We start from the raw sequence: 20,464 nt of genomic DNA, 5'->3' as shown, positions 1-20,464 counted from the left end.
GAGGTCAGGGTTTGCGAGCCGGAGGTACCTACCCCTCCACCCGATAGAGCCGCCACCGCTCCGGCACGCCCTTGAGCTGATGCACACCGTGATCCCTGAAGCTGAACGTTGACTGCGTCTTCATCAGGTCCTTGACCGCGCTCGACACCAGAACCTCGCCGGCGCGCGCTTTGGCGGCGACGCGGGTGCCGATGTGGAAGGCGAGCCCGACCATTTCGCCGCCGCTCACCGTGTACTCGCCGGCATGCAGCCCCACCCTGACATCGAGGCCCAGCGTACGCACGGCTTCGCGGATCGCGGTCGCGCAACTGACGCCGGCCGCCGGCGCCTTGAACGTCGCGAGCACGCCGTCCCCCGTCGTCACGACTTCCTTGCCGCGCGAGGTCTTCAGCTCCTTGCGGACGGCCGCGTAATAGTGGCCCATGATCTTGGTCCAGCGCGCATCGCCCAGCTTCGCGGCCTTTGCGGTGGAGCCGACGATATCGACGATCAGGATGGTGGCGAGCGCCTGTTTGGGCTCGGCGCTTCCGCCGGCCGACCGGCGCCGGTTCGCAATGGGCCCGGTCAACGGCTCGTAGCGATGGTTCCGCCGCCGCGCGATCGCGGCCTTGGCATAGTCCTGGGCGCGCTGCACCGTGCCGCAACGAATTGTCTTCTCCTGCGGCAGACGCGTCCAGTAGACCTTTCGCCCGGCACCGGTGCCATGGACCTCCACGGCACCCCATTTCAGGAAAATCACCGGGCCAACGCGCCTGACGCACCACGCCTTCGACGTGTACCCCGATACGTTCGACCAATGGACTCCGATGCGAAGAAATTTTGGCATGAACGCGCGGCCAATCGTAGGAACGTTTGGGCTACCGAGTTCAAAGCGTAGTGGTACACCCTCGCGTTTGCAATACGATCCGGCGTGAAGCCGTCCGGCGCGCGGCGGCCGGCGCCTGGTGGCGGCTCCGCTTCTCCTGATGTGACGGACGCAATCAGCGAGCCTCGACAACTCGCACCCTACGCTCCTCTGCGAGCCTCCTGCCTGCCGATCGTGCAGCGCCACGCCGCGAGACGTTCGGCTGGATGCTGCGCCATCCATTCGGCAAGCTGCGGCGCGCCCATCAGACAGGACTGCATCGTCACGTCCGCGAAGTCCGAGGTCGTGACGATCTGCTCACGGCAGTCTGTCGGAGACGAGAGGCTGCAGAGCACGGCAATGATCTTGATCATGTCACGAGAACTCCTTCAACCTGCTCGGGTTTTGCATCGCCGCCCGGGTGGTCGACCCGCGGCCTGACAGGCTGCTTGCCGTCGGGATCGGTCGGTGGAAAGACGGCGTCACAGATGCCGCGCGCTTCCCGGATCAAACGCGCTCGTTCGCGCTCGGCCCTTGTGACCAGTCGAACAACTTCGCCCATATCGGCTCCACAGGTGGCAAAAGAGGAAACTGGCAAGCCGGCCTGGTTAAGCGACCAAACCGGCGGCGCAACCCGCCCTCACGGGTACCCTTCGTATCCAGTGCCGGTCGAACGCGCCGATGATTTCGCCGCATCGACCGTTGATGCCTTTTCGGCGCGCCGCTGATAGTCAGCGGCGAGCATCTCGAGCCGAGCCGCGACCACGGCGTCCGTCATGGTCCGGGCTGCGCGCAACAGGCTCTGCGCCGTCTCGAGATATTCCTTTCCTCGTCGCGACATCAGCATGGTCATAGGAGCCTCGCGCGGTTCTCTGAAAGCGTGTCGAAAACCAACGGAAATCGGCCCACCCAGTCGCAGTCACCCTGCCGGCGCACCGTGAAACGTGCGAGGCACCTTTTCGAGCAAAGGGGCTTTCGCCAAGAGTAGTAGCGGACCAGACCAAACCTGCCGTCGCACACGGCACAGCGCCCGGTTCGACTGCGAATATCTTCGGAACAGCTTGGCATTGGCGTCTCCTCTTGGGATCGCATCCGATGCGTCGATCACCTTTTCTGTTGCATCGAGCCAGCAGCATTGACTGTCGTCGATGCGTTCGTGCGGCACCATTGGCAGGGCCGCCAGTAAAGCCAACCTAGGCGTTCTGCGCGGAGATTTCTTTTGACAATGCGTCCGATATTGCCCATCCGCACGACTTGCGACGCGCGCAGGGAGGGCGCACCGCAGCAACCGTGCGTTCGCGCAATCGCTTGATCCTGGAATGAGGCTGACAGGAACCGGCGCATCGCTCGGACGTTGGCGCAGACCGGGTCCCACAAGACACCGGCACTTTGGCGGCTCCGGCTCTCAGCCCCCCTTGCGGAGTCGGGGTCGTCTCAAGGAGACAATGATCGATGGACGAAAGCCTGAGGGTCGTCTTTGCAATCGGCGCCACCGCGGCTGTCGTCGCAGGGGCATATCTCGCAATCCGGTTCTTCGCCGGATTCTACTAGGCCTTTCGCCCGGCGCTTTCAGCCGTGAAACGCGAACAGCTCGATCGGATCGCTGAAGCCGCGCACCTCGTACTCGCCCACCCGCTCCAGCTCGGACTTCCGCTCCACCAGCTCGGCGAAGTCGCGCGACAGCAGCACCGGTCGTCCCACCTGCTTGGTGAGCGCTTCGAGACGCGAGGCCATGTTGACGGCGGGGCCGATCACGGTGAAGTCGAGCCGGGTGGTCGAGCCGATATTGCCGTACATGACGTCGCCGACATGGACGCCGATGCCGTAGTTCAGCGGCGCGCGGCCGCTGCCGTTATTCCGCTCGTTCAGCGCGACCATGGCCGCTCGAGCCTCGGTCACGGCATGCAGCAGGTTTGCGCAGGCGTTGGGCTGGCTGAGCGGGAAGATGGCGAGGAGGCCGTCGCCGATGAATTTCAGGATCTCGCCGCCGTGCCGTGCGATCGGCTCGGACATCGCGTCGAAATAGTCGTTGAGGAGGTCGATGACGTCGTCGCGCGGCCAGTTGTCGGAGATTTTCGTGAAATCCCTGAGGTCGCAGATCATGATCGCGGCGCGAACCGTGGTGCCGGTGCCGCGCCGGGTAGCGCCGGCGAGAATCAGCTCGCCGGCGTGGGCGCCGACATAGGTCTCCAGCAGGGTCCGCGCCAGGCGGTTCTTGATGCGGATCTCGCTGACCAGCGCCAGCACCGGCAACAGCTTCTTCAGCGCAGCGATATGCGCCTCCTCGAAGCCGCCGGGCCGGTCGGTCGCGAAGGTGATGAGATGACGCTTGCCGAGGGTGTGGTAGAGCGGCCAGGCCACATAGTCGGTCAGGCCCTTCGTCCGCATCTCGTCATAGAGGGCGTGCTTGCGGCCGAGCGCCGGATCGCGTTCGAGGTTCTCGCGCACCTCGGTCGCCCCGTCGAACATTTCGTTGGCGGGACTGCCGATGAATTCGGACCGCTCGCGCACGTCATAATCGACCCGCGCGATCTCGGCCTCGCGCATGCCGTCGGACCACATGAAGCGGGCCCCCAGCCATTGCGGGTGATGGATCAGGACATGAAGCGTCGAGCGCTTCAGCGGAATGCCGGCCTGCTGGAGGCGGATGCACATCTGCGCAAAGATATTGTCGATGAAGCGCTCGTCGCGCGTGCCGTTGGTCAGCCAGTCGACGACGCCGTCGGACAGCGTCGCGGGGGGATTCTTGTCTGGTGCGCTCATATCCTGCCCCTTCGCGGCGGCTTGCATCAAGGCAGATATCGTGCGCTGGCGGGGCCGCGTCAACCTAGCCAGTTGCACGGATCGTGCGCATCAGCAACGCAGTTGCGATCTAGCCGACGAGCTGGATTGAACCCAGCACCCCCAGCCCCGAGACGAGCGCCAGCCTAGACGGCTCGGTCAGCTCGACCTTCAGCGTGCTGCCGTGGGGAACCGCAAACTCCTCGCTATTGAGACGAATGCTGCAATTGCCGAAAACCGCGTAAACCAGATGCGTGCCGGCGGACAATGGCCGATCGCCGGGCTCCCGGAGCGCCAGAAGCTCGATCTCCGCCGCACCGCGCCGGGCCATCAGGTTCACGACCTCGACCGGACCCGCCTCGAGCTCGGTCACGATCTCGAGCTCGCCGGTGAAGCGCACGGTCGTGAACGGCTCGCGCTCGTCGAATTCCCGCCCCGGTGCTTTCAGCACCAGCCCGCGCCCACCCACGACCATCTGCAAGCGGTCGATGCCGGGCATGTAGGAGAACGGACCGGGCGCGACGATCGGCGTGGACGCAAAGCGCCAGAGCAGGCTGTCCCAATCCTTCGTCGGGCTGCCCGCACGATGCGCATCCGCAATATCGGTGAAGATGCCGCCGCCGTTCTTCCAGGGCGAGCGGGTGTAGTCTTCGGATTTCAGCAGCGTGGTTTTCATGTTCTTGGGTCGTCCGGGATCGCAAAAGGGCGAGATATCACGCACGCATCATGCGCGTGGCGAACCCGCTTTGCCAACCCGTTCGACGGCCGTTTCCGATCTAGCGGCTGGAGGCCTTTACCAGCGGACATTTGCTCTCCGCGAGCGGCCAGACGGTCTTTTCAGGCGGGATCTTGCGCACGATGTCGAAGTAGTCCCAGGGATATTTCGAATCGGACGGCTTCTTGACGCGAACGAGGTACATGGTGCGCGTGACGCGGCCGTCCTCACGGATGCTTGCGTCCTCCGAGAAGACGTCCTCGACCGGTATCGTCCTCATGGTGGTCGCAACCCGGCCGGCATCGTCGGTGCCGGCGCTGGCGACGGCCTTGAGATAGTGACGCACCGCGCCGTAGACGCCGGCATGCAGCATCGACGGCATCATTCCGGTCTTCGCAAAAAACGCCTTCGACCATGCCCGTGTCGCCTCGTTCATGTCCCAGTAGGAGGCCGTCGTCAGGTAGGTGCCCTGCGCATCCCTAAGGCCGAGCGCGTGCACGTCCTGGAGGAAGAGGATCAGCGCGGCGAGGCTTTGGCCACCCTGCACCAGCCCGAACTCGCCGGCCTGCCGCATCGCGTTGACGGTGTCATTGCCGGCATTGGCGAGGCCGATGACCTTGGCGCCGGAGGATTGCGCGCTCAGCAGGAACGAGGAGAAGTCCGACGTATTGAGCGGATGGCGCGCGCTGCCCAGCACCTTGCCGCCCAAGGCCGCAATCACGCTGGTCGCGTCCTGCTGGAGCTGATGGCCGAAGGCATAGTCCGACGCCAGGATGAACCAGGTGCCGCCTCCGGCCTTGACGACCGCGGACGCGGTCCCGTGCGAGACCGCATAGGTATCGTAGGTCCAGTGGAAGCCGTAGGGCGAGCACTGCTCGTTGGTCAACGCCGTCGTCCCCGGCCCCGAATAGAGAACGATCCGCTTCTTCTCGCGTGCGAGGCTCTGGACCGCGAGCGCAACGCCGGAATTGGGCACATCGACGATCGCATCGACATCCTCGACATCGAACCAGCGCCGGGCGATCGCCGTGCCGACATCGGCCTTGTGCTGGTGATCGGCCGAGACGATCTGGATCGGCTTGCCGAGAACCGCGCCACCGATCTCGGTCACCGCCATCTCGGCGGCGACGACCGAACCTTTGCCGGTGATGTCGGCGGTCACGCCGGCCATGTCGGTGAGGACGCCGATCTTGACGACGTCACCACTGACTTGCGCCCGTGCCGCGACGGGCTGCGCCAGCAGCAGAAGGACACACGCAATCCGTCTCATCCTTGGTATCCTCCAATGTGCCTGCAGGGCGCGGGATCTCAGCATCCGACCGTATCGAGCCAGGCCAGGATCATGGCGGCGAGATCATCGCTGTTGTCCTCGATCATCATCATGTGGCCGTTCCCCTCGATGCCGCGATCGGGAAGCCAGACGAACTCGGCGCCGAGATAGCTCGCCGTCGCCGCATCCACCTCGCGCGGATGGCGCGGGTCGCGGTCCCCGGTCACGATCATGATCGGCCTTTCCCGCAGACGCTCGGGATCAGCGATCCTGAGCCCCCGTCCGCCGATGTTGAAGCGCTCGTTCAGGATTCGTGCGCTCTCCGGCGCAAACGAGCGGCAGTAGTTTTCGAACGCGTGGTGCGGAAAGCGCGGCCCGTTGGCCCAATAGGCGGCGGCAAAGTCCGCCGTCAGCCATACCGGCGCATCCTCGCTCGAGTAAACGGGATGACCGGCGCTGGCGTCATCGCGCAGCGCGCGGATCGCTGCCGGATCGTCGGGCAGATCGCGCAGCAGATTGGCCGGTGGACCGGGGGCGATGCCGACCACGGCGCGGACCAGATCGGGACGCCGCTCGGCCATCCACCAGGCCATCGGACCGCTCGCCGAATGCACCAGCAGCACGGCCGGCCCGATCTCCTCGATCAGCGCCAGCAGCGACGTCGCCACATCCCGCGTTCCAAGCCGCGAAAAGTCCGGACCTGACGGCGAACGGCCGTGACCGGGCCAGTCCGGCACGAACACGTCCCGGCCAGCCGCAGCAAAGCGCGGCGCCCAACCCGGTCTCCGATCCGGCGTGGCGAGATAGCAGGTCCCGGTGTGACCGGCGCCATGGACCATGACAACAGGCATTTTGCGCAGGGCCGCGTGGGACGATCGCACCTGGTCGACATAGACTGGATGCTCCGGCGTTCCCGCATGGAAGCACCGGACCTCGCCGTCGCACGACAGGTCCATCACCCTCTGCCCGGCCAGCGGCATGCTCCTGCGATCCTCCACAACTATCGTCGACGGCCGTTCTTGCGGGCCTCGCAGCGATGTTAAGATCAAGCCGGATCGAAAAGCAACCAGAAAGTCTCATATGAGACCATCCCGAAAATCGACGAACGACACCACCGGGAGCCATTCACCCGAGCGAAAACCGCTCGCGGCGGTGATAGGCGGCACCGAACTCCAGATCGCCTACAGGATGGGCTACGTGCTGAACTTCTACCGCGAGCCGTCATTCCGGCGGATCGAGATGGAATTCGGCCTGACGCGGCCGGAGATCGTCACCCTGATCTTCCTGGATTTCCGAGAGGGCGTGACCGCGAGCGAGATCTGCGAATTCTCCGGCCATCTTAAGGCCAACATTAGCCGCGGAATCATCGCGCTGGAGAAGAAGAAGCTGATACGGCGTGCCGCCGACAAGACGGACAGCCGCCGCCAGCAGTTGTTCATGACGGCGGCCGGGCGGGCGCTCTACGCACAATACATCCCGGCCCTGCGCGAGCGGGAGCGCGCCATGCTCGCGTGCCTCACGCGGGCCGAGCGCAATGAATTCGAGCGCCTGCTCGACAAGCTCGCCGCGCACGTCCCGCATTGGGCTGCGCTCGACGAACTCTGAGGGCGGAGCGATCGCGCGGGCGAGGCGTCCCTCACTCGCCCTTGCCCGCCTTCAGCTTCGGCAATGTCTCGACGATCTTCTGCTTGCCGTCGACGATCTCGGCGAGGAAGCTGGCGCGGTCGATGTCGCCGTTCTGGTCCCAGCTCGCTTCCATCAGCATGCCCGGCGCCTTGTCGGGCCTCAGGGTCAGGCCTTTCATCGCGGCGCCAAAAGCCTTGCTGTCGAACTTGCCGATCTTTTCGGTGACGTATTTGACCAGATAGACCGCGGTGTAGCCCTTGATGCCGTTGTGGTCGGGCCGGTACTTGTAGCGCTCGCTGAAGTTCTTCGTGAAGTCCTCGATGGCGGGAATCGGAGCGTCGGCGGAAAGGCCGACATGGCCGCGCACGCCGTTGGCGGCGGGGCCGGCGAGCTCGACCACCTTCTGGCTCAGCAGCGTGGTCTCGCCGAACAATGGCGTCGACAAGCCCTGCCGCTTCGCCTCGATCAGGAAGCGGGCGCTCTCCTCTTCATTGGTATAGACGAAAATCGCGTGGGCCTTGGCGCTCTTCAGCTTGATGACGTCGGAGCCGAAATCGACCTGGCCCTGCTCGGTGGAGATATCGGCCGCGATCTCGATATTGCGCGCCTTCATCTCCTTCAGAAAGTTGTCGTGGCCGCCCTTGCCGAAATCATTGTTGACCCAGACCAGCGCGACCGTCTTCACCTTGAGCTTGTCGTGCAGATAGTTGGCGATCTTCGGCATCGAGAATTGCTGACCGAAGGCCGTGCGGAATATCCAGGGGTTACCTTGCGTGGTGATGTCGGCGGCCTCGGCGCCGACGATCTGCGGAATCTCGGCTGCCTGCGTCAGCGCCATGTTGACCTTGACCGAGCCTGAATAGATCGGCCCGAGCACGACATAAGGGTCCTTGTCCAAAACCTTCTGCACCTGCGCGCGCGAGATGCCGGGATTGCTCTGGGTGTCGAGATGCTCGGTCTGGATTTTCCGGCCCAGAATGCCGCCGGCATTGTTGATCTCGTCGACCGCGAGCGCGACGCCGTCGCGCCAGTTGGTGCCGGAGACGGCGCCGGGGCCGGACAGCTCGATGACGTCGGGGATGTAGACCGTGCTCTGCGCGCAGGCCGCGCTCGCCCACAGCGATGCCGCAACCGCGATGCCAACCGGCCCTGCAAAGTGCCTCATGACGTCCTCCCTCCCATTTTGCTCTGTTGTTATCTCGCTTGATCCGTCCCGCCGTCGAAGCCGAGCAGCCTTGCCGGCGTTCGCCACAACAGGCGATGCTGATCGCCGGGGTCGGGAAACAGTTGTGTCAGCACCGCGAGCAGCGGGCCGTAATCGAGCCGCTCTGGGGCGCGCAGGAACGGATAGTCCGAGCCCCAGACGCAGCGGTCGAGCGTGAAGGCCTCGACCAGCGCCGTGATGAACGGCCACGCGTCTTGATACGGATGCGGCTGCTGCGAGAATTTGTAATAGCCTGACAGCTTGACATGCGCGTCGCGCTCGCGGCCGATTGCGAGCAGCGCCTGGAAGGCCTTGCCCTGCAATCCCTGCCCAACGGAGGGCCGGCCGCAATGATCGAACACCAGACGCACATTTGATTTGTCGATCAGTGGTAACAGGTCGAGCAACTGGTCCTGCTCGACCTGGATCTGGAGGAACAGGCCGAGGCTGGTCAGCTTCTCCAGCAGTGCCGCCGCCCTGAGATAATAATCGGCACCGTGGAACGGCACGTTGAAGGCGACGCCGATCACGCCGGCCGCCTTCAGCCGTTCGAGCTCGCTGATGTCGACGTCGTTCTCGACGACGGCGACACCGCGAAAGCGGCCGCCGCCCTGCTGCAACGTATCGAGCAGGATGCGGCTGTCGCTGCCGTAGCCGGTGTTGGTGGCCACCACGAGCGCGTGCCTGATATCGAACGCGTCGAACACGCGGATGAGCTGCGCCGCGGGCGCGATCTCCTGCCCGCTCGGCCGGTACGGCGTATCGGCGGAATAGGGAAAGCGGGCGGGATCGATGGCGTGGATGTGGCAGTCGATCCTGGGGGACACCGGCAGCGTCATGGCGCAAAGCTCCCCGGCGGTTCAGAACGTCGCTTCGATGGCCTTGATCAGCTCTGGCGTCACGTCGGGCATGACACCGAACCAAGCCTTGAAGGCGAGCCTAGCCTGGTTCAGCAGCAGGCCCAGCCCGTTGACCGTGACGCAGCCGCGCGCGCGGGCTTCGGCGAGGAACGGCGTTTCCAGCGGCGTGTAGATGAGATCGGCGGTGAGCGTTTCCGGCCGCAGGCGCGACAGGTCGATCTCCAGCGCGGCCTTGCCGACCATGCCGCGATCGGTGCAGTTGACGAGCAGGGCGACATCGCCGAGCGCAGCGCCGCGGTCGTCCCACGCAATGGTGCTGACGGCGGAGCCGAAATCCCTGGCGAGCGCCTGCGCCTTCTCGGCCGTGCGGTTGGCGATGCGGATCTCGCGCGCGCCATTTTCGAGCAGCGCCACCACCACGGCGCGCGAGGCGCCGCCTGCCCCGAGCAGCAGGATCGGCCCGGCATCGCCGCGCCAGTCAGCCTTGGCGTCGCGCAGGCTCTGCACAAAACCGTTGCCGTCATTGTTGAAGCCGGAGAGCGTGCCGTCCGCCTCGACGACGATGGTGTTGACGGCGCCGATGCGCTTCGCGGTCTCGTTGACGCGGGTCAGCAGCGGCATCGCCGTCTGCTTGTGCGGCATGGTGACATTGCAGCCGCGGAACCCGAGCGCAATCAGCCCGTCAAGCGCATCCTCCAGCCGCTCCGGCTTCACCGCCAGCGGGACATAGCTGCCGCGGATGCCGTGCGCCTTCAGCCAATAATTATGAATGATGGGCGAGCGCGAATGCGCGACCGGCATGCCCATGACACCCGCCAGTCCAAATCCGTCCTGCGACATGCTGCGCTTCCATCCTCGATCGCGCCATTCGGCGCGCGACCATCTTATTTGGTCAGTTGTACAAAGTAATTAGAGGGAATGGCTAGCGCGTGCAATCTGAATCTGGGGAAGCGCCGCCGTCCTGGCGAAGGCCAAGACCTATTAGCCCAGGGAGAGGTTGTGGTGCGAAGGGGCAACTGCGAGTTCCCGTAGCCACACCCGACGGTGGTTATGGGTCCTGGCTTTCGCCGGGGCGACGCTGAAGGGGCATCGTGCTTCCAAGCACTCGTCGCGGTCGTAGCCTCGCCACGCAGTGACCGCTCCGATCACATCCCGCTCAACCCGCTATCCACCGCGAGCGTCTGCGCGGTGACATAGACGCTTTCGTCCGACAGGAAGAACAGCACCGCATAGGCGATCTCCCACGCGGTCGCCTGGCGGCCGAAGGGGACATGGCCCTTGCCGCGCGAGGGGCGGCCGGCGCCGGCTTCGCGGCCGTTGGGAGTGTCGACGAGGCCGGGATAGACGAGGTTGGCGCGGATGCCGCGGCGCGCGCCGAGATGGGCGATGTTGCGCATGAGGCCGCCGAGCGCGGCCTTGGAGGAATCGTACACCGCCATCTGCGAGCCGGCTTTCAGCGCGGCGATCGAGGAAATGAAGACGATGGCGCCGCCATCGTCGAATCTCGGCATGGCGGCGCGGCAGCACAGCATCGGACCGCGGACGTTGACGTCGTAGATCCTGTTCCACTCCTCGGGGCTGACGGCATCGAGACCGACCTTGCCGAAGGTGCCGATGTTGAGCACCATGCCGTCGAGCCCACCCATCGCGCGGTGCGCTTCGTCGATCATGCGGACGACGTCGGGCTCGGACGTGACGTCCGCCGCGATGGCGAATGCCTCGCCGCCTGCGGCGGTGATGCGCTTCACCGTCTGTTCGGCCGAGGTGCGGTTGAGATCGGCGACCGCGACCTTCGCACCCTCGCGCGCGCAAAGGATGCTCATGGCGCGGCCGTTTCCGATCGGATCGGTTAAGGCATCGAACACGCGCTGGCCGCCGCCGACGATCAGGATGCGGCGGCCGCTCAGGCGCCCCCTGCCCGGCGCTTCGCCCAGCGATTCCGCGCTCGGCGGACGGACGTAACGCTCCGGCTTGGTCTCGGTTTCCGTCATCTCAGCCGCCCTGCTTCTTACCGCCGTCATAGACCTTCATGCCCGCCGCGGGATCGAGATCGGTTTCCGTTGCCTCGGTGACGCGCGCCATCATCATGTAGAAACCGAGCGCAACGATGGATTCCACGACCTCCTGGTCGCTGAAGTGGCGGCGCATGGCGGCAAAGGTCGCCTCGGGAACGCGGACGTTCTCGACGACCTCGCGGCCGAATTTGAGCAGCGCGCGCTCAGCCTCGCTTAAGCCGGCTGCATCGTAGTCACTGCGCTCGACCGCATCGATCTGCGCTTGCGTACAGCCGACACCGAGCGCGATCGGAACATGCTGGCGCCACTCATAGGCGCCGCCTTCGAGCTGGGCGGCCTGGAGGATCAAGAGCTCGCGGTTGACGGCGCTGAGCTTCTGCTTGTGCAGGATCGAATTGCCGAGCCGCATCGCCGGGATCATGTTGGCCTCGGCATGAGCCATCATGCGAAAGATGTTGAGCTTGACCGGCATGCGGTCGAACGAGGCGCGGATGTCGCCGCTCGTCGTCTCCGGATCAATCAGGGGCAGCCTTGCCACGCGTTTCTCCCTTGGGTTTTCGTTTCTTGTTGTCGTCATTGCCTGCCGCGATCAGCGACAGGAAGAAGGCGAGGTAGCGGTCGATCGCCTCGATCACGTTCGGCCGCGACGACGGCGTCGCGCCCATCACGTAATGTTCGAGGCGGATATAGATGAGGCCCGCCGCGAACAGCCGCGCGGTCTCGCGCGGATCCGGCGTCGAGACGAGGCCCGCGAGCGCAAAGCCGCGGAAGTAATCCGTCATCAGGCTCTGCTCGCGCGTGTAAAAATGGTCGGCGAACTTGGCACGGATGCCGGGGACGCGATTTCGCTCGGCGGTGATCACCTTCTGGAACTGATGCTCGCGCGGATCGGACCATTGCTCGACGAGGTCCAAGGCAAACTGCCGGCAGAACGCGGCGGGCTGGCGCGCAAGCTGCTTGTAGCGCGGCTCCTCCAGCCGGCTCGCCGAGCTGGCAGGGCCGTGTTCGGCAACGATCGCTTCCAGGATCGCGGCCTTGCCGGCGAAATGATTGTAGAGGCTGCTCTCGCGAATGCCGACACGGCGCGCGAGCTCGCGCATCGAGGCGCCGCCATAGCCGCTCTGCGCGAACAGGTTGAGCGCTTCAGAGAGGATGCGCTCGCGGGTGGTGGGCGCAGCCGCTGCCGCCGCGCTGGAGGTGTGGACAGCCATGCGACTTGACTAACGAACGATCGTTCGCTAGTCAACCGTACGAACGATCGTTCGTTTGCCAGTCTGGCGGCTACGGTCGCGGCCCGCAAATCCGGTTGCGGGCCCTGTTCTCGCGTTTCAACTCCGCTCCCTTGAGAGGCGGAGAGCAAATCTGGGGAGACGACCTCATGGCGCGCTTTGCCCGCCTTCGCCTGGCCGCGGCCTGCATCCTGTTGCCCATGCTCGCGGCAAGCATCGCCCAGGCGCAAAGCGCAAAATACGATCCCGGCGCCGACGACAAGACCATCAAGATCGGCACCACCGCGCCGCTGAGCGGCCCGGTCTCGGCTTTCGCGCAGATCGCGAAATCCGCCGAGGCCTATTTCCGCAAGGTGAACGATGACGGCGGCGTCAACGGGCGGCGCATCCAGATGATCATCGCCGATGACGCCTACAGCCCGCCGAAGACGGTGGAGCAGACGCGGCGGCTGGTCGAGAGCGAGGAAGTGCTCTTGATCTTCGGCGGCGTCGGCACACCGACCAACAGCGCCGTGCACAAATACCTCAACGACCGCAAGGTACCGCAGCTCTTCCTGGGCTCGGGCGCCGCGAAGTGGGATGACCCGAAGAACTTTCCGTGGACCGTGGGCTGGCAGCCGACCTATCGCGACGAGGCGATCGCCTATGCCAAGTACATCAAGGCAAGCCATGCCAATGCGAAGATCGGCGTGCTCTACCAGAACGACGATCTCGGCAAGGACTATCTGAAGGCGCTGGAGGAAGGGCTCGGCGGTGGTGAGGCGATCGTGGCGCGCGCCGCTTACGAGACCACGGCGCCGACCGTGGACACGCAGATCCTGCAACTGAAGACTGCTGGCGCCGATGTGGTGCTGGTTGCGGCGACACCGAAGTTTGCGGCGCAGGCGATCCGCAAGATCGGCGAGATCGGGTGGAAGCCCGTGACCATCATCTCCAACGTCTCGGCCTCGATCAGCGGCGTGCTGGAGCCGGCCGGCAGGGACAATTCCACCGGAATCATCTCCAGCCAGTACCTGAAGGATGCGACCGACCCCGCGCTGAAGGACGATGCCGGCTACAAGGAGTGGCTCGCCTTTATGGACAAGTACCTGCCTGAAGCCAACAAGAGCGATTGGCTCAACGTCTATGGCTATACCATCGCGCAGACGCTGGTCACCGTGCTGAAGGCATCCGGCAACGACCTCACCCGCGCCAATGTGATGAAGCAGGCGACGACGCTCAAGGACGTCAAGCTGCCGATGCTGATTAACGGCACCACGGTGAACAACTCGCCGGAGCGCTATACGCCGATGACGAGCCTCCAGCTGATCCGCTTCGACGGCACGCGCTGGGTGCCGTTCGGCGAACTCCTGAAGAACTGAGCGATGCGGCAGGTCACGGTCGGCGGCATGCGGGTCGATCTCGTCAGCGAGATCGCTTCGCTTGCCTTCGACAAGAGCTGGCTGTTCGCCAACGTCACCGACGCCGTCATCGCGGAGAACCGGAGCTGGCTCGATCACCGCTATATCGAGCCGGCGACCGGCCGTTTCATCCTCAGCCATCACTCCTATCTCGTGCGCGCGCCGCGCTGGACCGCCATCGTCGATACCTGCTGCGGCAATCACAAGAAACGGCCGCGGGTCCCGGTCTGGAACGACCTCAACCAGCCTTATCTCGAAAACATGCGGGCGCTTGGCGTTGCGCCTGAAGAGGTCGACTTCGTGATGTGCACGCATCTGCATGTCGATCACGTCGGCTGGAACACGCGGCTCCTCGACGGCCGCTGGGTGCCGACCTTCCCCAACGCGCGCTATTTGATGGGACGCGAGGAGTACCGGCATTTCGAGGCCGCGCACAATGCGGCGCCGAAGAGCCCGGTGAACCACGGCTCATTCGAAGACTCCGTGCTGCCGGTGGTCGCGGCCGGCCTCGCCGAATTCGTCGAGACAGACCATCGCCTGTTCGAGGATCGCGACGCGGCCTTGCGCTTCGCGCCGGCGCCGGGCCACACCGCCGGCAACATGCAGATCCACCTCAACGGCGGCCACGATCACGCCGTCATGTCGGGCGACGTCATCCATCACCCGATCCAGTGCGCCGCACCGTGGCTGTCCAATGCCGCCGATGTCGATCCGGCCGCGGCGGTCGCGACGCGGATGGCGCTGCTGGAAGAGCTCGCGGATACGCCGAGCTATCTGCTCACCGGCCATTTTCCCGCGCCGACCGCCGGACGCGTGATCCGGCATGGCGACACTTACAGATTTCGTTTCGAGGATTAGGGGAAGCCATCATGCTGCGCACCGTCACGCTTTCGTTTCTCGCATTGCTGTCGGCGGCGTTGCCCGTCCGGGCCGAGGATCCCGCCGCCTACCCCACCCACAAGATCAGGATGCTGCTTCCTTACGCGGCTGGCGGCGGCGGCGATGTGGTCGGCCGGTTGCTCGCGGACAGGATGGGCAAGACGCTCGGGCAGAGCATCTATATCGAGAACCACACGGGTGCGGCCGGTACGCTCGGCACGCAAATGGTCGCGGCGTCGCCGAACGACGGCTACACCATCACCGTCGGCGGCATGACCACGCATGTGCTGGCGCCCGCGATCTATCCAAAGCTGGCTTACGATCCGATCAAGGATTTCACGACGATCGGCCGCGTCGGCACCTCCTCGATCATGCTGGTGGCGACCAAGGACTTTTCCGCCAATGACATCAAGGGCCTGATTGCGCTCGCCAAGAAGGGCGAGCCGATCCAGTATGGCAGCTGGGGCGTCGGCTCGACCGGGCAATTCTGCGCGGAGATCTTGATGCAGCAGCGCGGCATCAAGATGGATCACGTGCCCTTCAACGGCATCGCGAAACTCGCCGGCGACCTGCTCGGCGGCCACATCTCGCTTGCGACACTCGACATGGCGACCGCGACGCCGCTGGTGAAGGACGGCTCGATCAAGGCGCTGGCCGCCTGCGGCGAGCGCTCGCCGAGCCTGCCCGACGTCGCGAGCTACAAGGAACAGGGCGTGGCGTTCGACCGCAGCCTGTCCTGGGCGATGTATGCGCCGGCGGGCCTTGCCGAGCCGGTCGCCAAGAAGCTCTCGGCGGCCCTGAAGGACGCGCTCGGCGATGCCGAGGTGAAGGAGAAGCTGCTTGCGCTCGGCATCACGCCGCAATTCGTCCCCGGCGAGGAGCAGCGCGACATCAACGCCCGCGACATCGCGGCCTGGAAGCAGGTTGCCAAGGACGCGGGCATCGAGGTCAAGTGAATCGGCCAAGAAGAGGAGCGCGGGCATGAGCCGCATCTTCGGCGCGGTGCGCCAGAACGGATATGTGGTGCGGGACATCCACGCCGCGATGAAGCACTGGATCGAGGTGATGGGCGTCGGTCCCTGGTACTACATGGATCGCGTCAGGACCGACTGGTTCCGCCATCGCGGCCAGGACTCCGCCGTCGAGATGAGCATTGCGCTGGCCAATTCCGGCGACCTCCAGATCGAGCTGATCCAGCAGCGCAACGATGCGCCCTCGCTGTACAAGGAATTCCTCGACGCCGGCCACGAAGGACTCCAGCACATGTCGTATTGGAGCCACGACTATCAGGCGCTCTACGACAAGGCGCTCGCGCTCGGCTACAGGATCGGCCACGAGGGCCAGATCGGCGGCGACAAGGGACGCTTTGCCTATTTCGACACCCAGGCGCATCCGGGAACAGTGATCGAGATCTCCGACACCAGCGGCACCAAGGGGCCGTTCTTCGAGAAGGTCCGGCAGGCGGCGATGAACTGGGACGGCACGCGGCCGATCCGGGAGGTTGTCGGCGGGAGATCGTAGGATCGGTCGTCGGCCTTGCGATGTTGCTCGAAGCGCACGGCCAGGAATGGAGCGGCGGGATTTGTCTCGTTGCTGGCGCGACAGTGGGGAAACCATGCTAACGTGAGCCCCGTGTCCGAACCTTCAGCGAGGCAAACATGTCCTCCACCGACAAGGTCTTCGCCGGCTCGATTCCGAAAATCTACGACGAGTATCTCGTCCCGCTGATCTTCGCCCACTACGCCGCCGACATCGCCAGGCGTGTCGCCGCGCTCTCCCCGTCAACGCTGCTGGAAACCGCCGCGGGCACCGGCGCCGTGACGCGGGCCGTGACGGCGGCGCTGCCTCCCGGCATCCGTTACGTCGCGACCGATCTCAACGAGCCGATGCTCGCGATCGCGGCGCAGCGCCAGGCCGACGACAATCGCATTACCTGGCGCCCGGCGGATGCCACCGCGCTGCCGTTCGACGACGCCGCGTTTGACGTGGTCTGCTGCCAGTTCGGCGCCATGTTCTTTCCGGATCGCATCAAGGGTTACGCCGAGGCGAAGCGGGTCTTACGGCCGGAAGGCACGTTCGTGTTCAACGTCTGGGACCGCATCGAGGAGAACGTGTTCGCCGACGAGGCGACGGCCGTGCTCGGAAAGATCTTTCCCGACGATCCGCCGCGTTTCATGGCGCGGACGCCGCACGGCTATCACGACAAGGCCGTCATCAACGCCGATCTGGAGCAAGCGGGCTTCCGCCACATCTCAATCGAAACGCTTCCTGCCGTGAGCCGCGCGCCGACACCCGAATATGTGGCGTTCGCATACTGCCAGGGGACGCCGCTGCGAAACGAGATCGAGGCAAGGGACGCGAGCAAGCTTGAGGCCGCGACGGACGCCGTTGCCGAGGCAATCCGAATGCGCCATGGGCCCGGCCCCGTCGAAGCCAGGATTCAGGCCCTGGTGATCACGGCGCGACCTTAGTCGAAGGAGAGCTCGCTCTCCGACGGCTGCGCGTCCTACCAGAAGCTCCGCGGCATCGGCTGCGCCGGCTGATAGTACGGGTACTGGCCGCCGCGCTGCCGGCGCGGATTGACCGGTTGCGGGTTCGGATCGCGCTGGAAGAAGAAGCCGAAGCCGTTGCCGCCATTGTCCCAGCTGTCGTCGCTCGCAATGTCCATCGGAGGCGCGGTCGGCTTGCGCGTGATGAAGCCGCCCTGGGGATGGTTGCTCAGCACCGCGACGAATTCGGTGCGGTAGTTGGTCTCGCTGCTCAGTGGCTCGTCCGAGATGATGATCGACGAACGCGGCAATGCGGTCGGCGCGATGCGATCCCAAACGTCCTGCGGAATGGTGATGCGGTCGAGCGCGTCCTTGGCGTCGTCGCCGCTTTCGATCGTCACAACGCTCCAGCGCAGGCCGGTGTCGTTCTTCGCCATCGCCGTGAAGATATGCGTGCCGAGCGGCTGGTCGGGATTGCGGATCGTGACCGGGACCTCGATGCTGGTGTCAAACACCTCGCCGCCGCCATCCGGCGCCGGCTTGTGCGTGTTCCGGCGCACATAGAGCTTCTGCGTCGCGCGGCTGATGTAGACCGAGACCGGCTCGAGCGCGAGCTTTGCGTCGGTCGCAGCCTTCACGATCTCGGCCTTCTTGGTCGCAGCCGCCTTCGCGGCCTCCTTCGTGGCGGCGACGGCGTCGCGCTTCGGTTGCGCGGCCGCCTTGGCGGTGTCGAGCTGGCTCGCCGCATCGGCAGCCTTGGTGGCGGCCTTCTGCTTCAGCTCCTCGGCCTTGGCGCGGGCCTGATCGGTCTTTGCCGCCGCGAGCGACTTGTCGGCAAAAGCAAGCTCGGCATCGGCGCGGGCCTTCTGCTGTTCCAGCTTGCGCAGCGAGGCGGGGAGCGAGGCGGCCTCCTTCGCGGCGATTGCCGCGGCCTTCTTGGCCTCGTCGGCGGCCCGGGTCGCCTCCTCGGCTTCGGCGGAGAGCTTGTCGGCCCGGCTCGGCACCGCCGCAATGGCTTCGCGCTTCGGCACGAACAGCGAGGGATGGTTGAAATCGACCGGGGCCGCGTCGTTCGGCGAGATGATCACGCGCATGCCGATGTTGGTCTTGTCGAACAGCCCCTCCGCAAAGCCGAAGGGCATCCGCACGCAGCCATGCGAAGCGGCATAGCCCGGCAGCGGCCCGCCATGCAGCGCGATACCGTTCCAGGTGATGCGCTGCATGTTGGGCATCCAGGCATCGTCATACATGGTCGAGTGGTGGTCCTTGTCCTTCTCGACGATGGCGAAGACGCCGGCCGGCGTCTCGCGCCCGGTGGTGCCGGTGGACACCGGCGCACGCAGGATCCAGCCGTCGGCGTCGTAGAAGGTGACCTGCTGGCTCTTGATCGACACGATCGCCATGATCGGCTCGCCGGCCTCGCGCGGCGCCACCGCCTCGGTCGGCTGGCGCGCCTGCTTGGCCGCGGTCGCCGGGTTCACCACGGCAAGCACGGCCAACGCCGTAAGCGCGATCCTGCCGGGAGGGGCCCAACGCCGCATCGCCAGGGTGGATTGCGCCGTCGTCAGTCGGTTTTTCATGCCATGCCCCGGTCGAAATGCCAGTCCGCGCTCATGTCGATTAGGTCTCAGATTGCGATCTTTGGATTAAGAAATCGCAGCCGCCATACGTTCCGTCTGTGGCGATATTCGGCACGTTCCAACGACAAATCTCTCATATACGACGGCTCGCGCGGGCGGAAGGGTGGCTCCCGGCCAAGGCTGGTCCGAGGCTGGCGGCGATCGCTGCGGCAGAATGTCCGCCTCGGAGGGGGCGGATCCGCCGGTTTTCCCCCCGTTGCGGTGGAGCGCCGCGGCGATCACGACCCGGATCACAACGGTGCGGCGCAAACCGGCCTATATTCTTTGAACCGGCAGGCTTTGGTTGAGAATGGTGGCTAAACGCCCGGCACCTTCCGGCCGAACCTCGGCAGTAAACACCACTGCGGGGCGCGCACCTTCACGACCCTCAGCGGCCTCGCCGCGAGGCGGCCGCCGGCGTCGGCGAGGCGGTTGAGGTCAAGGCTGCCTCTCCAAAGGAGACGAGCCGCAAGCGCTCCTCATCCCACAAGGTCAGCCGCACGGTCCGCAAGCTCTGGAGCAGTGTGATCCGTCCGACGCCGGCGAGCTGCGGATGGTCCCGCAACACGTCCGGCAGGCGATAGCAGGGAATTCGACTGCACAAATGATGGATGTGGTGGACGCCGATATTCGCCGTGAACCATCGCAAGACACCCGGCAATTGGTAGTGCGAGCTGCCGTACAGCGCAGCGTCGTGAAAATTCCAGTTGTCGTCGTGGGACCAGTGGGTGTGCTCGAATTGGTGCTGGACATAGAACAGCCAGACACCGATCGACGCCGCCAGAACGATGATCGGCAGGTGAACCAGCAGGAACGGCCCATAGCCGACCAGCCGGATCATCGCGCCGACGAGAACCGCGATCGCGACGTTCGTGCCCATTGTGCTCAGCCAGGGCTTCCAGCCACCGCGCATCAGCCCGACCGGCAAGCGATGCTTCAAGATGAACAAATACGAGGGACCGACGCCAAACATCACGAGAGGATGGCGATACAAACGGTACAGCATCCGACCCCATAGGGGCTGGTCGCGAAACTCGCGCACGGTCAACGTATCGATGTCGCCCGAGCCCCTGTGATCGAGATTGCCGGAGTTCGCATGGTGGCGTGCATGGTTATGTCGCCAGTAATCGTATGGCGTCAGTGTCATCACGCCGATGGCGCGGCCGACCCAATCGTTCGCAACGCGGCCGCGGAAGAACGAGCCATGTCCGCAATCGTGCTGGATCATGAAGAGACGGACCAGCAAACCCGCCGCGGGCACCTCGAGCAGCAGCGCAAACCAATAGCCGTGGTCAAGAGCGGCCCAGATCAGAACCCAGATGATGACGAGCGGCACCGCCGTGATCGCCAGCTCGAGGACACCGCGCGCACTGTCGGGCTCGCGGTAGCGGGCGAGCATCCGCGCCGTCGCGCGGATCTCCGGCGTTCTCTCAGTCATTTCTGGTCTGTTCCCGATGTCCGCCGAAGAAGTATCGTTATCGCCCACGGACGCCTCCGGCAGCAGTTCTGAGGTCCTGCCCCGCACGCACTCAT

At 65.1% G+C, this 20,464-nt stretch carries 21 protein-coding genes; 6 read left to right on the top strand and 15 right to left on the bottom strand.

All coding sequences use genetic code 11. From position 1 onward, the window contains the following. Window positions 1-28: 28 nt before the first annotated feature. The 7 genes from BJA_RS11075 to BJA_RS11045 form a co-directional block, all read right to left on the bottom strand. Complete coding sequence (locus BJA_RS11075) at window positions 29-826, bottom strand: adenylate/guanylate cyclase domain-containing protein (protein ID WP_011085055.1); 798 nt, start codon at window positions 824-826, stop codon at window positions 29-31. A gap of 179 nt (window positions 827-1,005) precedes the next feature. Beyond that, the gene (locus tag BJA_RS11070; protein ID WP_038966536.1) at window positions 1,006-1,218 is read right to left on the bottom strand and encodes a hypothetical protein; all 213 of its coding nucleotides are present in this window, start codon (window positions 1,216-1,218) and stop codon (window positions 1,006-1,008) included. Between the two features lie 266 nt (window positions 1,219-1,484). Beyond that, a complete protein-coding gene (locus BJA_RS11065) occupies window positions 1,485-1,697 on the bottom strand; it encodes a hypothetical protein (RefSeq protein ID WP_038966535.1) in 213 nt (70 codons plus the stop codon). Between the two features lie 716 nt (window positions 1,698-2,413). Further along, window positions 2,414-3,607 (bottom strand): adenylate/guanylate cyclase domain-containing protein, encoded by a 1,194-nt coding sequence (locus BJA_RS11060; RefSeq protein ID WP_038966534.1) that lies wholly within the window; start codon window positions 3,605-3,607, stop codon window positions 2,414-2,416. Between the two features lie 109 nt (window positions 3,608-3,716). Continuing rightward, window positions 3,717-4,301, bottom strand: coding sequence for a HutD/Ves family protein (locus tag BJA_RS11055; protein WP_038966533.1), 585 nt, complete (start codon window positions 4,299-4,301; stop codon window positions 3,717-3,719). Window positions 4,302-4,401: 100 nt separating this feature from the next. Continuing rightward, complete coding sequence (locus BJA_RS11050) at window positions 4,402-5,610, bottom strand: ABC transporter substrate-binding protein (protein ID WP_038966532.1); 1,209 nt, start codon at window positions 5,608-5,610, stop codon at window positions 4,402-4,404. 38 nt (window positions 5,611-5,648) lie between these two features. Beyond that, window positions 5,649-6,590 (bottom strand): alpha/beta fold hydrolase, encoded by a 942-nt coding sequence (locus tag BJA_RS11045; protein ID WP_051000311.1) that lies wholly within the window; start codon window positions 6,588-6,590, stop codon window positions 5,649-5,651. A gap of 100 nt (window positions 6,591-6,690) precedes the next feature. Between BJA_RS11045 and BJA_RS11040 the strand changes: the two genes are divergently transcribed. Further along, window positions 6,691-7,215 (top strand): MarR family winged helix-turn-helix transcriptional regulator, encoded by a 525-nt coding sequence (locus BJA_RS11040; protein WP_236842189.1) that lies wholly within the window; start codon window positions 6,691-6,693, stop codon window positions 7,213-7,215. A gap of 31 nt (window positions 7,216-7,246) precedes the next feature. Here the strand turns inward: BJA_RS11040 and BJA_RS11035 are convergent, their stop codons facing one another. The 6 genes from BJA_RS11035 to BJA_RS11010 form a co-directional block, all read right to left on the bottom strand. Further along, window positions 7,247-8,401: an ABC transporter substrate-binding protein gene (locus BJA_RS11035; protein WP_038966531.1), complete on the bottom strand. Its 1,155-nt coding sequence runs from the start codon at window positions 8,399-8,401 to the stop codon at window positions 7,247-7,249. Between the two features lie 29 nt (window positions 8,402-8,430). Further along, window positions 8,431-9,279 (bottom strand): amidohydrolase family protein, encoded by an 849-nt coding sequence (locus BJA_RS11030; protein WP_011085046.1) that lies wholly within the window; start codon window positions 9,277-9,279, stop codon window positions 8,431-8,433. Between the two features lie 21 nt (window positions 9,280-9,300). Next, a complete protein-coding gene (locus tag BJA_RS11025; protein WP_011085045.1) occupies window positions 9,301-10,140 on the bottom strand; it encodes a shikimate dehydrogenase in 840 nt (279 codons plus the stop codon). A gap of 305 nt (window positions 10,141-10,445) precedes the next feature. Further along, window positions 10,446-11,291 (bottom strand): SDR family NAD(P)-dependent oxidoreductase, encoded by an 846-nt coding sequence (locus tag BJA_RS11020; protein ID WP_038966527.1) that lies wholly within the window; start codon window positions 11,289-11,291, stop codon window positions 10,446-10,448. A 1-nt stretch (window position 11,292) separates the two neighbouring features. Further along, window positions 11,293-11,853 carry a carboxymuconolactone decarboxylase family protein gene (locus tag BJA_RS11015; RefSeq protein WP_038966526.1) on the bottom strand — a complete coding sequence of 187 codons (561 nt, stop codon included), beginning with the start codon at window positions 11,851-11,853 and terminating at the stop codon, window positions 11,293-11,295. Further along, window positions 11,831-12,526 carry a TetR/AcrR family transcriptional regulator gene (locus BJA_RS11010; RefSeq protein ID WP_011085042.1) on the bottom strand — a complete coding sequence of 232 codons (696 nt, stop codon included), beginning with the start codon at window positions 12,524-12,526 and terminating at the stop codon, window positions 11,831-11,833. Before BJA_RS11010 ends, BJA_RS11015 begins: the two co-directional genes overlap by 23 nt. A 167-nt stretch (window positions 12,527-12,693) precedes the next feature. Here BJA_RS11010 and BJA_RS11005 point away from each other — a divergent pair, with 167 nt between their 5' ends. The 5 genes from BJA_RS11005 (at window position 12,694) to BJA_RS10985 (ending at window position 17,294) form a co-directional block, all read left to right on the top strand. Beyond that, a complete protein-coding gene (locus BJA_RS11005) occupies window positions 12,694-13,905 on the top strand; it encodes an ABC transporter substrate-binding protein (RefSeq protein WP_011085041.1) in 1,212 nt (403 codons plus the stop codon). Between the two features lie 3 nt (window positions 13,906-13,908). Then, window positions 13,909-14,802, top strand: a complete 894-nt coding sequence (locus tag BJA_RS11000) for an MBL fold metallo-hydrolase (protein ID WP_011085040.1) — start codon at window positions 13,909-13,911, stop codon at window positions 14,800-14,802. Between the two features lie 8 nt (window positions 14,803-14,810). Beyond that, entirely contained in the window at window positions 14,811-15,779 is a 969-nt protein-coding gene (locus BJA_RS10995) for a Bug family tripartite tricarboxylate transporter substrate binding protein (RefSeq protein WP_028175203.1), read from the top strand. A gap of 25 nt (window positions 15,780-15,804) precedes the next feature. Beyond that, window positions 15,805-16,344: a VOC family protein gene (locus BJA_RS10990; protein ID WP_011085038.1), complete on the top strand. Its 540-nt coding sequence runs from the start codon at window positions 15,805-15,807 to the stop codon at window positions 16,342-16,344. Between the two features lie 137 nt (window positions 16,345-16,481). After that, a complete protein-coding gene (locus BJA_RS10985; protein ID WP_011085037.1) occupies window positions 16,482-17,294 on the top strand; it encodes a class I SAM-dependent methyltransferase in 813 nt (270 codons plus the stop codon). A gap of 35 nt (window positions 17,295-17,329) precedes the next feature. Here BJA_RS10985 and BJA_RS10980 read toward each other — a convergent pair whose 3' ends face one another. Next, a complete protein-coding gene (locus BJA_RS10980) occupies window positions 17,330-18,892 on the bottom strand; it encodes a L,D-transpeptidase (protein ID WP_011085036.1) in 1,563 nt (520 codons plus the stop codon). A 427-nt stretch (window positions 18,893-19,319) separates the two neighbouring features. Next, complete coding sequence (locus tag BJA_RS10975) at window positions 19,320-20,369, bottom strand: fatty acid desaturase (RefSeq protein ID WP_063921406.1); 1,050 nt, start codon at window positions 20,367-20,369, stop codon at window positions 19,320-19,322. Between the last annotated feature and the right edge of the window lie 95 nt (window positions 20,370-20,464).

This window comes from Bradyrhizobium diazoefficiens USDA 110 (genome assembly GCF_000011365.1).
GTDB classification, from domain to species: domain Bacteria; phylum Pseudomonadota; class Alphaproteobacteria; order Rhizobiales; family Xanthobacteraceae; genus Bradyrhizobium; species Bradyrhizobium diazoefficiens.
Note: the sequence above shows the minus strand (reverse complement) of the source record. Positions and strands in the feature narration are given on the sequence as shown.